Raw genomic sequence first — 14,930 nt, 5'->3', positions numbered from 1 at the left:
AATGAAAAGATGGATAATTTCTATTGTAATCTTCTCAACTTTTTTATTTTCATCAAATTTTGAAAAAATAGCTTACAATTATTTTTATGCACTTGTAAATGAAAACTACAAAGTGGCGTACAATCTATCATCCAATATAATGAAACAACATCTTCCAATAGAAAAAATAAAAAAAATATGGCAGCAAATAACATCAACATACGGAAAATTTGAAAAGATAGTAAAATTGCAAATAATAGAAAAACCACCATATAAAGTCTTCATATTCACATCTAAGTTTAAAAAAAGCAATTTAAATATATCTATCACTCTAAACAAAGAAGGAAAAATCGATGGCTTGTTTTTCTCTCCTGCGCAAAATGTAGAATATAAAATACCACAGTACGTTAAAAGTGATAAATTTGTGGAAAAAGACGTAAAAGTTGGTGATCTTCCAGGAAAATTAACAATTCCAAAAGAGCACACAAAATACGCGGTAATTTTAATACATGGTTCAGGGCCACAAGATATGGACGAAACAATTGGACCAAACAAAATATTTAAAGATATAGCATATGCCTTGTCAAGTAACAATATAGCAGTATTAAGATATAACAAAAGAACTTTGTATCAAGCAAATGAAAATATAACAATTAAAGAAGAAATAATAAACGATGTTCTAAAAGCAATAAAATTACTCAAGGATTATAACTACAAAGAGATATATCTACTTGGACATAGCCTTGGTGCATATGTAGCCCCATACATTGCAACAATAAATGATAATATTTCAGGATTAATATTACTTGCCCCACCTGCAAGAAATTTAGAAGATGTAATAGCTGATCAACTAAAGTTTCTACAAAATACAAATAATGAAATATTACAGAAACTACAAGAGCTTAAAGAAAATAAAATACCAAATGACGAATTTGTATTAGGCGCAAAAGCAAAATATTGGTATGATTTACGAAGCTACAACCCATTAAAATACTTAGGAAAGGTGAAAACTTTAATACTTTTTGGAAAAAATGATTATCAAGTAACTTTAAAAGACTACAACATATTCAAAGAACACTTAACCAACAATACCAAAATTATACTCTTTAATGGATTAACTCATTTATTTATACCAGGTGAAAAAACACCAAATGCATACTTAATCGAAAATCATGTTGATGCAAAAGTTATTGATGAAATTATAAAATTCATAAAAAATTAAAGGAGGAGAACATTATGTTAATATCTACCACGGAAAAAGTTCCAGGGTACAAAATAACAAAAATATTGGGAGTCGTTATGGGAAACATAGTACATTCCAAACACCTAGGAAAAGATATAGCCGCAGCATTTAAAACCTTGGCCGGCGGTGAAATCAAATCCTATACAGAAATGATGACTGAAGCAAGAAACAAAGCAATAGAAAGGATGATCGACGAAGCAGAAAAGCTAGGAGCCGATGCAATAGTATCAATAAGATTTTCCAGCGCCGCAGTAATGAGCGGTGCCGCAGAAATATTAGCATATGGCACAGCAGTGAAATTATCCCCAACCAACAATAACAATTAAAAATTACGTTTGCTATAATTTTAAGTAAACAATAAATTAACACACAGGAAGGCGTTTATTCATGAGCCTTCCTGTTTTTTAGAATTTTGTGTTATCACTCTTGACAATAGAGTGCTAATATCATATAATATAAACTGGGAGGTGGAAAAATGGCAAATAAGAAAGAATACGTTGTAGGTATAGACTTGGGAACAACAAATAGTGTAATCGCATGGATGAAACCAGATTCAAATGTTGAGGTTATTCCAAATGCTGAAGGTACAAGAACTACACCATCAATAGTCGCTTTTAGTAAATCGGGTGAAATATTGGTTGGCGAACCTGCCAAAAGACAATTAATCTTGAATTCTGATAGGACTATAAAATCAATTAAAAGGAAAATGGGAACAGATTACAAAGTAAAAATCAACGACAAGGAATACACCCCACAAGAGATTAGTGCATTTGTATTAAAAAAGTTAAAAAGAGATGCTGAAGAATATTTGGGTGGCGAAATAAAAAAAGCGGTAATCACATGTCCTGCATATTTTAACGATGCACAAAGGCAAGCAACAAAAGACGCTGGAAAAATAGCTGGGTTTGAAGTCTTAAGAATAATAAACGAACCTACAGCCGCTGCACTTGCGTATGGTCTCGACAAAAAAGGAAAAGAAGAAAAAGTTTTGGTATACGACTTAGGTGGAGGTACATTTGACGTTTCGATCCTTGAAATAGGGGATGGAGTTATTCAAGTAATCGCAACATCTGGTAATAACCATCTTGGAGGAGACGACTTTGATCAAAAAATAATTGACTGGTTAGCTGAAGAATTCAAAAAACAACATGGTGTTGACCTTAGAGAAGACAAACAAGCATTACAAAGGTTAAGAGATGCAGCTGAAAAAGCAAAAATTGAACTTTCAAGTAAGTTAGAAACAGATATAAGTCTTCCTTACATAACAGCTACCGCAGAAGGTCCGTTGCATCTTGAAATGAGACTAACACGTTCGATGTTTGAATCTCTTACTAGAGATCTAGTAGAAATGACGAGAAAACCTATAGAACAAGCTTTATCAGACGCAAAACTTAGACCAGAAGATATTGATGAAATAATATTGGTTGGCGGAATGACAAGAGTACCTATGGTACAAAACTTTATCAAAGAAATTTTTGGAAAAGAACCGAATAAAGGAGTGAACCCCGATGAAGCTGTTGCAGTTGGAGCAGCTATTCAAGCGGCAATATTAGCTGGAGAAGAAGGTGCACAAGGTAAAGACATTGTCCTAGTAGATGTCACTCCATTAACATTGGGAATTGAAGTAAAAGGCGGATTATTTGAGCCAATTATTCCTAGAAATTCAACAATACCAATTAAGAAGAGTAAAGTATTTACAACAGCAGAAGATGGTCAAACCGAGGTAGAAGTTAGAGTATATCAAGGTGAAAGACCAATTGCAGCGGATAATATATTGCTTGGTAGCTTTAGATTAGTTGGAATTCCACCTGCTCCCAGAGGAGTCCCTCAAATTGAAGTTACTTTTGACATTGACAGCGACGGTATAGTACATGTCTCTGCAAAAGATTTAGGAACTGGAAAAGAACAATCTATGGTTGTCTCTGGAAGACATAAACTTTCTGAAAATGATATTAACAAGATAATAGAGGATGCAAAGAAATTCGAAGAACAAGATAAAAGAAGAAGAGAAGAAGTGGAATTAAAGAACAAAGCAGACGACCTTGCATACTACATAGAAAAATCCCTAAAGGAATATGGTGATAAGATTCCTCAAGACGAAAAACAAAAACTTGAAAACTTAGTAAAAGACTTAAGAGATGCTATAAACAAAAACGATATACCAAGAATAAAAATGTTGTTTGACGAGCTTGATAGGGAGAAAAACAAAATAGGTGAATATATATACAAACAAAATGGTAATCAACAATCAGAAAATAGTAAATAAAAAAGGAGGTGAAACTATGTTAGCAAGAAGAGGTTACTTTGATCCATTTGTAGAACTTCAAAGGGAAATTGATAGATTATTTGAAGATTTCATGGAACCTTCAAGAAGTTCCAGAATTCACTTCCCAAAAGTGGACATATATGAAACGGAAAATGAAGTTGTAATTGAGGCAGAACTTCCTGGAATGAAAAAGGATGATGTAAAAATAACAATAGAAGATGGAGCCTTAATAATAAAGGGAGAAAGAAAATTTAACAGAGAAGATAAAAACAAGAACTACAGAGTTATCGAAAGAGTCGAAGGTCAATTTGAAAGAGCATTTGTATTACCAGATTATGTAGATGTAGAAAAAATAAGCGCTAAATTTAACGATGGTGTTTTAAAAATTGAACTTCCTAAAAAAGTAGAAAAAGAAAAGAAAATTATAGATATAAAGGTAGAATAAAAAAAGGCTTCGGGAATTCCCGAAGCCTTTTTTAAAATTGCATCCTCATTATCTCTTTATACGCATCTACTATCTTATTTCTTACCTCAACAGTAAGCCTAAGTGAAATTGATGCCTTTTCAGCTTCCACAATTACCTCGTGTATATTACTTATCTTCCCTGTGGCAAAATCGTCTGCCATTTGTTCTGCCTTTTTTTGCTGTTGATTAACACTTTTTATAGCATCATTCAATATACTTGTAAAATCACTATTTTGCTTTTTCAAAGAATTTGGTTTTAAATTCCCATAATTTCCTATTCCATTTACCTTATCTATCATTCAAATCACCTCCCAATTTGGAGCGCACTATTAATCATCGCTTTAGTGGTATTAAAAGCAGTAACATTTGCCTCATACGCACGTTGAGCATTTATCATATCAACCATTTCCCTTACTACATTAACATTTGGTAATTTCACATAACCATTTTCATCAGCATCCGGATGAGCAGGATCGTAAACTATTCTAAAAGGAGATTGATCTTCATATATTTCTTTAACAATAACTCCTCCATTTTCCACCCTACCTTTAATATTCCTAACCAATTCTTGAAAGACCGGAACCTTTCTTCTGTACGGTTCCCCATTTTTTGTACGTGTAGTTTCAGAATTTGCAAGATTATTTGTAATAACATCTATTCTCAATCTTTGAGCTGACATACCTGTTGCAGCAATTGTCATTATATTAAATTCGTTCATACAAATCCTCCTTATCTAATATTTCTTACAACTGTGTTATACCTTTCAATGTTTGCACTCATTAGTCTAGAAAGTGTTTGATACTTTAAAGCATTTTTAACCATCTCAGCCATTTCGACATCAATATCTACGTTATTCTTATCATTAGTTAAGGAGGTGTTTTCCTGTGTCTTTAAGATAGGATTTATGCTTTCCTTAATATTACTTATATGATTAGCAGAAGTAGTTCTTAATTTTAACTTCATCTTCGATTCACTTAATAATTCTTCAAATGCTATATATTTTCTTTTATAATTTGGAGTTTCCGCATTTGCAATATTTTGTGAATGTATTTCTTGCCTTTTTAAAGCTACATCCATTGCAATCTTTAATGTATGAAAATTCGTATTAAACATCTTTCCCCTCCTCATTCTAATCATTCTACATCTCTCTTAAAAATCCTAAAAATTTCTTGGGAATTATAGCCAAAATCAAAGCCAACAAAGTCAAAATCATCCCAAATACTTGCATTAGCGAAAGTCTCTCAGATAAAAGTAAAATGGAAAAAAGCGTTGTAAAAATCGGCTCACCCACAAAAATTAATGCAGCTGTATTGCTTCCTACAATTTTTTGGTATTTTGCTTGTGCAATCAACGCATATATAGTGGCAAATACCGCAGTAAACAAGGCAACAGATAAAACATTTAAACTAAAATTCCAAGTACCTTTTATTCCAAATAAAGTATTTAGCAAAGCTACCATAAAAAACTGAGAAGTTAACAAATCCTTTTCATTAGACTTTTTGGAATAGTGCGTTACTAAAACAACATGTAAAGCATAAAAAATAGCACAGAAAAACGTAAGAATATCACCAATATTTATACTATTAATACCTCCAGAAAGAAGATATTCACCAACAATAGCAATCAAAAATGAGAAGACTTGAATTTTTGATGGTTTCTTTTTTTCTATGTAAAACGAAAACACCGGAATAAGCATTATGTAAAATGCGGTAATAAATCCACTTTTTGAAGATGTAGTTATTGAAAGTCCCCAAGTTTGAGTTGCATATGATATTCCTAACACAACACCTAAAATTATACCGTATTTATTCCCTCTTCCAAAAATAAAATACGAAAGTAAAGTCGCAATCCAAAATCGAATCGCATTATACGCAAAAGGAGAAATATTTGGTAAAATCATCTTTTGTATGGGAAAAGTTAATCCCCAAATCAAAGTTACAATCAATAAATTTATTATTGCAACAACTTTCATATTCTCCCCTCCAAATATTTAAGATCATCGTTAATAAACGTTATATTTTCTTCAATAATCATAGCCGTCAAATTACCACCATAAACACATCCTGTATCTATGTTAATATCATAAATTTTTCCATCCTTCTTCAAAACAACAGGTTCATTTACGGGGGTATGACCGTGCACAACTACATATCCATCTATATATTCTGGTACTCTATACCATATATTGCTCCCCTTTAAAGGTACATTATATTCTTCTAAAAATTTCCAAAAATTTCCTTTAAAACTTAAGGCTTCTCTTAGCGGAAATGACATTGATATATTTGCATGAGAGAATACAAAATTAAAATCTTTTATCTTTTCAAAGTGTATAAAACTAAGTTCCTGGAAAAAAGGAATATAATTGTTTAGTTTTTTGCCAAAAGATTTCAATGTCTTTAACCCACCATTGTTTTGAGAAAGCCAACTAGACGGTTTCCCTTGCATGTATCTTAACATCATTTCTTCATGATTACCCAAAAGTACCACTTTATTTTTTATCTCTAAAACCAAGTCCACAACTTTCTTAGAATCATTACCTCTATCAATAAAATCGCCCAAGAATATATACTTTATATCACTGTAAACTCTTTCAATATAATTAACTAACCTTTTAAATTGCTCAAAACAACCATGGATATCACTAAAAACAACTATCATATAAATCACCAGAAAAATTATATAATATTAACAGGAATATATCAAATAAGGAGCGAAAGTATGAAAATAAAATTTTCAGAAGCTGCCAGAAATATAATTGGAGTAAATACAATTGAAGTAAATTTTGGTACACTCGATGAAATTTCAAAACAAATTAGCCAAAAAACACATAAGAAAATATCGTTTTTGATAGAAAATGAAAAAACTTTCTTACTATTAAACGATAAAATAAAAACTAAAGTATCTGTTATAATCCTAAATAATGGTGAAATATCCTAAACAAAGAAAGCATAGAAGACGGAGAACTAATAATATTAATACCAGTTGGAGGGGGATAATATTATGAAAAAATTAATTTCAAGACATGAAAAACTAATTGATAAAAACATATTAAGTAAAAAAATTTTGGTTGCAGGTGCAGGTGGGTTAGGTTTAACCAATTTGGAATTGCTAGTTAGACTCGGTTTTAAAAACATCGTTGTATACGATCCAAAAAGTATAGATCCACCAGATTTAAATCGTCAAATACTATTTGATTATTTCGACGTAAACAAACAAAAAGTTATAATCGCAAAAGAAAAATTGAAAAGGATTAATCCAAACTGCAACGTTGAAATCTTCGCTCAAAAATAACAAAAAACTTTTCCAAAAAAGTTGATTTGATATTTGACTGTCTAGATAATATAGAAGGAAGACTTATACTGGATGATTTATCACACAAATTAAATATTCCTCTAATACACGGTGCTGTAGAAAGATTTTTTGGACAAATAACAGTAATCTTACCAAATGTTACAAAGTCCTTATTAAATATATTAAAGGGATATGTTTTTCCAACAACACCCCAAGTATTTCCACCTGCTGTTTTAATTACTGCATCATTTCAAGTTTTGGAAGCAATAAAAATTTTATCTGGAAATCTTGAAGATGCACTCGTAAACAAATTACTTTTTTTTGATCTTCAAGACAATTACTTTGAAACAATAAGAATTTAATGTGTTAAAATATTTTCAAAGGAGGGAGAATGTTGGGAATCGGTAAATTAATATTTATGATGGGAAATTTATTTACAATACAAAGATGGAATAACAAGCCAGCAGTTGTAAAATTTTCCGAAGCTGACAATGCTTATTCAACTCTTTTAATTTCCTTTGCCTTAAGAGAATACTACAATATGGAAATCGAAAAAGCGGTAAAATGGAGAATGAGTAGAATACTACCCAAACTTGTACTTTCAGATGTTTCACTTGAACTTAAAGAGCGCGTAGAAAGACTTTCTCCAGATGTCTGGGAAAAAGTAAGAGACAAAGCATTCAAAGATCTATACAACATAGTAGAAAAAGACCAACTAGATAACCTTACAGACGAAAAATTTGAACCAATTGATAAATTTGCAGATATTTACACAAGTTTTTTTGAAGCAAAAGTAAATGATAAAGTTTTTGATTTTAAAAAACCCATTCTTGAACTTGAAGAAAAACTTAATAAATATAATAATAACTTCCCAGATGATATACCAAAAATATTTTTTTCAATTGCACTGAATATGGTATCCATGGTAAGGTGGAATAGGATATATAGAAATATAAAAACAACCGTTGCAGGACATTCTTTCATTGTTGTGGCAATTTCATTTATAATAGCAAAACTGTTAAATCTTGAAAAAGATAGTGTTGAAAACATAATAAAAAGAGCACTATTACACGACTTACCAGAAGCTTTTACTGGAGATGTTATAACTCCAACCAAGAAAAAAACAAAAGAATTAGACATGTTGGTATCCATGGTAGAAAAAGAAATGTTTAATGAATGGTTAAAGGAAAATCCAAAAATTTCATATTTGAAAAAGTACGAAAATATGGTTTCGGATCCTTTTTCTACCTTTGAAGGTCAAATAGTTAGAATTGCAGATTATTTTGCCGCTTTATTAGAATGCTCACTTGAAATATTTTCAGGTAACAAAGAAATAACATTTAGAAACGTATTTTTCGATCTAAAAAAACATTTGAAAACATTTGAAAAATTAGATTTAGGAGAATGGATTGATGAAATAGAAGACATTGTCTTCTAAGGGGGGAGTGTTTTGTCATTTGACTTAAAAGCATTTAAATCCGATATTGTTTTCTACATTGATGAGTACGATAAAATTCAAAATTTACTCTCAAATATTGATTCAAAAATGAAAGAAATCAAACACTTTTTTGATGGCAGAGAAAAAGTACTTTTAAAAGTGAAAAATTTAAAGGAAAAAATTTGCGATGTTCCAAAAATAATAGAAAAATTAGAAGAATATAATATCAAAACTAAAGCTATAATAACTGATGAATTCGATGAAAAAAATGTAACTGTAGAAAATAAAGAAGAAGAAAAAGAGAAGACTATCATTCTCATTAAAAATCTAAGATCCGGTCAAAAAATAACTCACAATGGAAATATTATTTTAGTTGGAAACGTACATGTGGGTTCAGAAATAAATGCAGGAGGTTCTGTTGTAATTTTCGGTTCTTGTCACGGACTAATTAAGGCCGGTTTAAGAATAACACCTGCATATATACTTACACTTTCTTTAAATAGCCCACTAATTCAAATAAATGATATAAAACATCAATTATCAAAAACATATAATAATCCCACTTTTATATATTCAAAAGGTGGAAAATTAATATTTGATGAAATCGTTCAAAGGGAGGAAAAACTGTGAAATTATTCGACAAGAATGAAAGAGTTTTAAAAAAATATTGGAAAAAGGTAAAAAAAATCAACGAAATAAACTTAGAAAATTCAAAATTTAGTGAATTAATTGAAAGAATAAACAAAATAAAAAAGGAAATTACCCAAGAAACCATAGATGATTATCTATATGAAGTTTTTGCAATAGTAAGAGAAGTTGCAAAAAGAACCATCGGATTAAGACCCTTTGATGTGCAGCTTATTGGTGGAATGGTATTACACGATAGTAAAGTTGCCGAAATGAAAACCGGCGAAGGAAAGACACTTGTAGCAACTATGCCTGTTGTACTAAATGCCCTTTTGGGGAAAGGTGTACATCTTGTAACTGTAAATGATTATCTTGCCAAAAGAGATGCAATGTGGATGGGACCTATATATCTTGCTTTGGGACTAAGAGTAGGAATAATAAACACACAAAACAAATCGTACGAAATTATCTGGAAAAATAAAGAAGCTTTTGAAAATGCTGTAAAAGAAAACTTAAGTGTATGGCCATTAGATTTTTCCGACGAATTTTTACCCGAAGAAAAGAAGGTAAAAAATGCAACCCTTGCATTTGAAATAGAAATAAAAGAAATAAGTAGAAAAGAAGCATACCATTGCGATATTACATATGGAACAAATACGGAATTTGGTTTTGATTACTTGAGGGACAATTTAGTCATAGACCTCTCCGATAGAGTTCAAAGGGGCCACTACTACGCCATTGTCGATGAAGTAGATAGCATCTTAATAGACGAGGCAAGAACTCCCCTAATAATTAGTGGTCCATCTAAAACAAAGGCCTCAGATTATAAAAGATTTAACCAAATTGCCAAAAAACTAATTAAAGACAAACATTTTACAGTAGACGAAAAGAAAAAAACGGTTATATTGACCGACGAAGGAATCGAACATGTGGAAAAATTGTTAAATATCGACAATCTATATGACCCTGAACATGTAAACAAGATGTATTTTTTACTAAACGCATTAAAAGCACAATATTTGTTTAAAAAGGATGTAGATTATATTATTCATAAAGGAGAAGTTGTAATTGTCGATGAATTTACAGGAAGACTTCTTCCAGGAAGAAGGTATAGCGGAGGTCTCCACCAAGCTATCGAAGCAAAAGAAGGTGTTTCTATAAAAGAAGAATCGATAACTTATGCAACTATAACTTATCAAAACTACTTTAGAATGTATGAAAAACTTGCCGGTATGACCGGGACTGCAAAAACAGAAGAAGAAGAATTCAAGCAAATTTACGGAATGGATGTTGTTGTAATTCCAACACACAAACCTATGATAAGAAAAGATAGAGACGATTTGATATATAGAACACAAGAAGAAAAATTTCAAGCAGTTGTTAATGAAATTAAGAAGAGATACGAAAAGGGGCAACCTGTACTTGTAGGAACTACCTCTATAGAAAAAAGTGAAAGACTTAGCAAAATGCTAAAAAAAGAAAACATACCTCATAACGTTCTTAATGCAAAACATCATGAAAAAGAAGCAGAGATAATCTCGAAAGCCGGTCAAAAAAATTCAGTAACAATTGCAACGAATATGGCAGGAAGGGGAACAGACATCAAACTTGGCTCCGGCGTTAAAGAACTTGGCGGACTTTTAATAATTGGAACAGAAAGACACGAAAGTAGAAGAATCGATAACCAACTAAGGGGTAGAGCTGGAAGACAAGGTGATCCAGGTGAATCCATATTTTTCTTATCACTCGAAGATGATTTAATAAGGATATTTGGTGGTGAAAAATTAGAAAAAATAATGAACATAGTCAAAATAGAAAAAGGAGAACCAATCTACCACCCAATGCTCACAAAACTCATTGAAAAAGTACAAAAGAAAGTAGAAAGTATAAATTTTGGTATCAGGAAAAATCTTCTACAAATGGATACTGTATTGGATGCACAAAGAAAAGCCATTTATAGCTACAGAGAATATTTACTCTCAGGAAATATAGATGAGCACTTTAAAGATGCCATTGAAGATTTTACAGAAAGAAGATTAGAAGAATTTTGCGAACAAAATGTTTGTGATGTCAACAAGGTAAAAGAAAGTCTAAAAATTGTAAATATAACGGGAGAGATACCAGACATAAGAGAAGAATTAAAAGAATTTTTGAAAAACAAACTAATCGAAAAGTTTGAAGAAAAGAAAAAAGAATTTGGTGAAGATTTCCACAAAATAGGAAAATTTATTGCATTAAGGGTAATTGATGAAAATTGGAGACAGTACCTTGAAGAAGTTGAACATGTAAAAGAAGCAGTAAGCCTCAGGGCATACGGACAAAAAGATCCGATAATAGAGTTTAAAAAGGAAACATACAGAATGTTTGATGGAATGATGTCAAGGATCTTTGAACAGACAATAATCTATACGTTAAACATTCAAAGGCTTTCAGATGAAACAGAAAGACAATCTAAAAAAGAATTGGAAAAAATCAACACACAACACGATGAATTTAGTTTGGTTAATAGGCGCAAACGAAGAGCTGTAGACAAAAAAGGAAAAAAAAGATTAAAAGTAAAGAGGTGAAAATTTGAAAGTCCAAGGAATAATATTTACAGTAAATGAAATCCCAAGAAAACTATACGTATTAAAATCGGGTAAAGTAAGAGAAATGAAAAAATCAGGACCTGTAATATTAGAAGCAGGAGATTATATAGCAGTTTCAGAATATCTACTGGAAATTCCGTTGTCCGGTGATATTTCAGCAATAGAAGAATCTGAAATTGAAGAAGTATCTTTATCAGAAGAATTTGAAAATATTCTAAGAAAGTTAATAAACTTAAGGAAGGAAAACACGGAAAAAAACTTTTCTCTTGAAGATTTCATAGTAGACGATGAAAATCTTGATAATGTAATTGAACACATGGAAACGTTATTATCGTTAAGTGTGGGTGAACTTCCAGATGATGAAGAAACAGCCTTACATTTAATAGAAAATATAGACGATTCGAAATTAATAACAAAGGTAAATTATCTAAAAAACTTTATAAAAAAATTCCCAGATTCAAAATCTGGAGCAGAATTAATTTTGGATACAGCCAAAAAAGTTTATTCAACAATTGGTGATAGATATATAACAAAATTATTATGTAAAAAGATATTACTACATTATTCCGACAATTTACAAATTTGTCATGATGCACTTAATTTACTTGCATTAGTATACAAAGAAGAGGGAAATATAATGTGGATATTTTACTCAGATATCGCTAAATACGTTGGGGTGATGCAAAATGAAAACAATTGAATTAAATCAAGAAAGTAAAATCTTTGAAAAAGGAGATAACGGAACATATATTTATATAATTAAATCAGGTGAAGTGAAAATAATATACAATAACTTTGAAGAAATTCTTCAACAAAACGAAGTTATAGGAATAGAATCCCTATTAAACGAACCGTACACTGAAACTGCCATTGCAAAAACAAAAGTAAAACTAAACCAACTCTCACCAGATGAATTCAAAGAATTATACAGTGGAACTGATGTTGAGAAAAAAGCACTTAAATCATTTACTAAAAGGACTATGAAAATACTTGGATGGCTTTAATCAATAATTTTGAAATTTGATAATATAAAAAACCGGTGTTACAATTTAACCGGAGGTGGTTAGTTTGAAAACAAACAAAATAGATCATATTGGTATTGTTGTCAAAAACGCAGAAGAAAGATTAAATTTATATAAGAATTTTTTGGGGCTTGAAGTTACACATATAGAAACAATACCAGAAAGAGGATTAAAGGTTTATTTTGTGAAAATAGGAGAAACACGCTTTGAACTCTTAGAACCAATAAATGAAAATTCGGAAGTTTCTAAATTTTTAGAAAAGAAAGGGGAAGGTATACATCATATAGCTGTAAATGTATCCGGTATAAATGAAGCTATATCCCTTGCAAAAGAAATGGGATTAAAACCTCTATCAGAAGAACCACAAAAAGGAGCAGGAGGAACAAAGGTTCTTTTCATTCATCCAAAAACCACTGGTGGAATATTATTGGAATTAGTTGAAGGTAATCACTAAAAGGAGGAAAAAACATGGAAGAATTAATTAAAAAACTAAAGGAAATGGAAGAAAAAATAGAAAAAGGTGGAGGAGAAAAACAAATTGAAAAACAACACAAAAATGGAAAACTAACAGCAAGAGAACGATTACAACTCTTATTTGATGAAGGAACATTCGAAGAAATTGACAAGTTCGTCAAACATAGAAATACACAATTTGGATTAGATAAAAAAGAATTACCTGCAGATGGAGTTATAACGGGTATTGGAAAAATTAACGGAAAACCAGTCGCTGTATTTTCACAAGATTTTACCGTTATGGGTGGTTCCTTAGGTGAGATGCACGCAAAAAAAATTGCCAAAATAATGGATCTTGCCCTTAAAATGGGAATCCCAATAATTGGTATAAATGATTCAGGTGGTGCCAGAATACAAGAAGGTGTAGATTCGCTATATGGTTACGGAGAAATATTCTTTAGAAATACACTCGCTTCTGGTGTAATACCACAAATAACTTTAATAGCAGGACCATGTGCCGGTGGTGCTGTTTATTCACCTGCCATTACAGATTTTGTTATAATGGTGGATAAAGTAGCCCAAATGTTTATAACCGGACCAAATGTTATCAAAGCCGTAACAGGAGAAGAAATCTCAAAAGAAGATTTAGGGGGAGCTTTTATTCACAACTCAAAAAGTGGAAACGCACACTTCATTACAAAATCTGAAGAAGATGCCATCCTACTAATTAAAAATCTTTTGTCATACCTTCCGCAAAACAACATGGAAGAGCCAGAAATATCAAGTGGTGGTAACCTTGAAATTGATGATTCAATACTTAATATAGTATCTTCCGATTCTAAAAAAGGTTATGATGTAAAAAATGTAATCAAAAAAATAGTGGACAATGGAGAATTTCTTGAAGTTCACGAACACTTTGCCAAAAATATAGTGGTAGGCTTTGCAAGAATTAATGGATATCCAGTCGGTATAGTTGCAAACCAACCCAACGTATTTGCAGGTGTCTTGGATATAGATTCCTCAGACAAAGCTGCACGGTTTATAAGATTCTTAGATTCCTTTAATATTCCAATTATCACATTTGTAGATACACCTGGATATCTCCCAGGAACAAAACAAGAACACGGTGGAATAATAAGACATGGTGCAAAGATGTTATACGCATATAGTGAAGCCACAACATTGAAAATTACCATAATATTGAGAAAAGCATACGGTGGCGCCTATATTGCAATGGGTAGTAAACATCTAGGTGCAGACTTTGTAGCCGCATGGCCTACCGCAGAAATCGCAGTAATGGGACCTGAAGGAGCAGCAAATATAATTTTCAAAAAAGAAATAGCAAATGCCGAAAATCCAGAGGAAATGAGAATTAAAAAGATAGAAGAATATAAAAACGCATTCTCAAATCCATACGTTGCCGCGTCAAGAGGTTACATCGATGCAATAATTGATCCAAGAAATACAAGAAAATGGATAGCTAAATCAATTGAATACGGCAAAACAAAAGTTGAACCAAGACCAAAGAAAAAGCATGGAAACATTCCATTATGAGGTG

The 14,930-nt window shown here is 31.4% G+C and carries 19 protein-coding genes; 14 read left to right on the top strand and 5 right to left on the bottom strand.

Features of this window, described 5'->3' with window-relative positions:
* The first annotated feature begins 1 nt into the window (after position 1).
* The 4 genes from estD to Y592_RS06425 all read left to right on the top strand — a co-directional run bounded on the left by estD (position 2) and on the right by Y592_RS06425 (position 3,933).
* Positions 2-1,201: an esterase EstD gene (gene estD, locus Y592_RS06440; RefSeq protein WP_075666172.1), complete on the top strand. Its 1,200-nt coding sequence runs from the start codon at positions 2-4 to the stop codon at positions 1,199-1,201.
* A gap of 14 nt (positions 1,202-1,215) precedes the next feature.
* Positions 1,216-1,548 (top strand): YbjQ family protein, encoded by a 333-nt coding sequence (locus Y592_RS06435; protein WP_075666171.1) that lies wholly within the window; start codon positions 1,216-1,218, stop codon positions 1,546-1,548.
* Positions 1,549-1,697: 149 nt separating this feature from the next.
* Complete coding sequence (gene dnaK, locus Y592_RS06430) at positions 1,698-3,488, top strand: molecular chaperone DnaK (RefSeq protein WP_077287694.1); 1,791 nt, start codon at positions 1,698-1,700, stop codon at positions 3,486-3,488.
* A gap of 16 nt (positions 3,489-3,504) precedes the next feature.
* Positions 3,505-3,933 carry an Hsp20/alpha crystallin family protein gene (locus Y592_RS06425; protein ID WP_075666169.1) on the top strand — a complete coding sequence of 143 codons (429 nt, stop codon included), beginning with the start codon at positions 3,505-3,507 and terminating at the stop codon, positions 3,931-3,933.
* Positions 3,934-3,964: 31 nt separating this feature from the next.
* Here Y592_RS06425 and fliE read toward each other — a convergent pair whose 3' ends face one another.
* The 5 genes from fliE to Y592_RS06400 are packed head-to-tail and all read right to left on the bottom strand — an operon-like array spanning position 3,965 to position 6,611.
* Positions 3,965-4,252: a flagellar hook-basal body complex protein FliE gene (gene fliE, locus Y592_RS06420; RefSeq protein ID WP_075666168.1), complete on the bottom strand. Its 288-nt coding sequence runs from the start codon at positions 4,250-4,252 to the stop codon at positions 3,965-3,967.
* Between the two features lie 5 nt (positions 4,253-4,257).
* On the bottom strand, positions 4,258-4,671 hold the full coding sequence (flgC, locus tag Y592_RS06415; RefSeq protein WP_075666167.1) for a flagellar basal body rod protein FlgC: 414 nt from the start codon (positions 4,669-4,671) through the stop codon (positions 4,258-4,260).
* An 11-nt stretch (positions 4,672-4,682) separates the two neighbouring features.
* A complete protein-coding gene (flgB, locus tag Y592_RS06410) occupies positions 4,683-5,066 on the bottom strand; it encodes a flagellar basal body rod protein FlgB (protein ID WP_075666166.1) in 384 nt (127 codons plus the stop codon).
* Positions 5,067-5,091: 25 nt separating this feature from the next.
* Positions 5,092-5,925, bottom strand: coding sequence for a DMT family transporter (locus tag Y592_RS06405; protein WP_075666165.1), 834 nt, complete (start codon positions 5,923-5,925; stop codon positions 5,092-5,094).
* Positions 5,922-6,611, bottom strand: a complete 690-nt coding sequence (locus tag Y592_RS06400) for a metallophosphoesterase family protein (protein ID WP_077287692.1) — start codon at positions 6,609-6,611, stop codon at positions 5,922-5,924. The genes Y592_RS06405 and Y592_RS06400 overlap by 4 nt, the downstream gene beginning before the upstream one ends.
* 60 nt (positions 6,612-6,671) lie before the next feature.
* Between Y592_RS06400 and Y592_RS06395 the strand changes: the two genes are divergently transcribed.
* From Y592_RS06395 to Y592_RS06355, 10 genes are all read left to right on the top strand, one after another.
* A complete protein-coding gene (locus Y592_RS06395; RefSeq protein WP_083638873.1) occupies positions 6,672-6,890 on the top strand; it encodes a hypothetical protein in 219 nt (72 codons plus the stop codon).
* A 63-nt stretch (positions 6,891-6,953) separates the two neighbouring features.
* Positions 6,954-7,244, top strand: a complete 291-nt coding sequence (locus tag Y592_RS09285) for a HesA/MoeB/ThiF family protein (RefSeq protein WP_250636768.1) — start codon at positions 6,954-6,956, stop codon at positions 7,242-7,244.
* Between the two features lie 26 nt (positions 7,245-7,270).
* Positions 7,271-7,606: a HesA/MoeB/ThiF family protein gene (locus tag Y592_RS09280; protein ID WP_250636767.1), complete on the top strand. Its 336-nt coding sequence runs from the start codon at positions 7,271-7,273 to the stop codon at positions 7,604-7,606.
* A gap of 29 nt (positions 7,607-7,635) precedes the next feature.
* Positions 7,636-8,682, top strand: a complete 1,047-nt coding sequence (locus Y592_RS06385) for a YfbR-like 5'-deoxynucleotidase (RefSeq protein WP_232218170.1) — start codon at positions 7,636-7,638, stop codon at positions 8,680-8,682.
* Between the two features lie 12 nt (positions 8,683-8,694).
* Entirely contained in the window at positions 8,695-9,312 is a 618-nt protein-coding gene (gene minC, locus Y592_RS06380; protein WP_075666162.1) for a septum site-determining protein MinC, read from the top strand.
* On the top strand, positions 9,309-11,876 hold the full coding sequence (gene secA, locus Y592_RS06375; protein WP_075666161.1) for a preprotein translocase subunit SecA: 2,568 nt from the start codon (positions 9,309-9,311) through the stop codon (positions 11,874-11,876). Before minC ends, secA begins: the two co-directional genes overlap by 4 nt.
* A gap of 4 nt (positions 11,877-11,880) precedes the next feature.
* Positions 11,881-12,597 carry a hypothetical protein gene (locus tag Y592_RS06370; protein WP_077198452.1) on the top strand — a complete coding sequence of 239 codons (717 nt, stop codon included), beginning with the start codon at positions 11,881-11,883 and terminating at the stop codon, positions 12,595-12,597.
* A complete protein-coding gene (locus Y592_RS06365; RefSeq protein WP_075666159.1) occupies positions 12,584-12,901 on the top strand; it encodes a cyclic nucleotide-binding domain-containing protein in 318 nt (105 codons plus the stop codon). The genes Y592_RS06370 and Y592_RS06365 overlap by 14 nt, the downstream gene beginning before the upstream one ends.
* Positions 12,902-12,965: 64 nt before the next feature.
* Complete coding sequence (gene mce / locus Y592_RS06360) at positions 12,966-13,373, top strand: methylmalonyl-CoA epimerase (RefSeq protein ID WP_075666158.1); 408 nt, start codon at positions 12,966-12,968, stop codon at positions 13,371-13,373.
* A 14-nt stretch (positions 13,374-13,387) separates the two neighbouring features.
* Complete coding sequence (locus tag Y592_RS06355) at positions 13,388-14,926, top strand: acyl-CoA carboxylase subunit beta (RefSeq protein ID WP_075666157.1); 1,539 nt, start codon at positions 13,388-13,390, stop codon at positions 14,924-14,926.
* Positions 14,927-14,930: the final 4 nt, after the last annotated feature.

This window comes from Thermosipho sp. 1070, assembly GCF_001682135.1.
Lineage (GTDB): Bacteria > Thermotogota > Thermotogae > Thermotogales > Fervidobacteriaceae > Thermosipho > Thermosipho affectus.
Note: the sequence above shows the minus strand (reverse complement) of the source record. Positions and strands in the feature narration are given on the sequence as shown.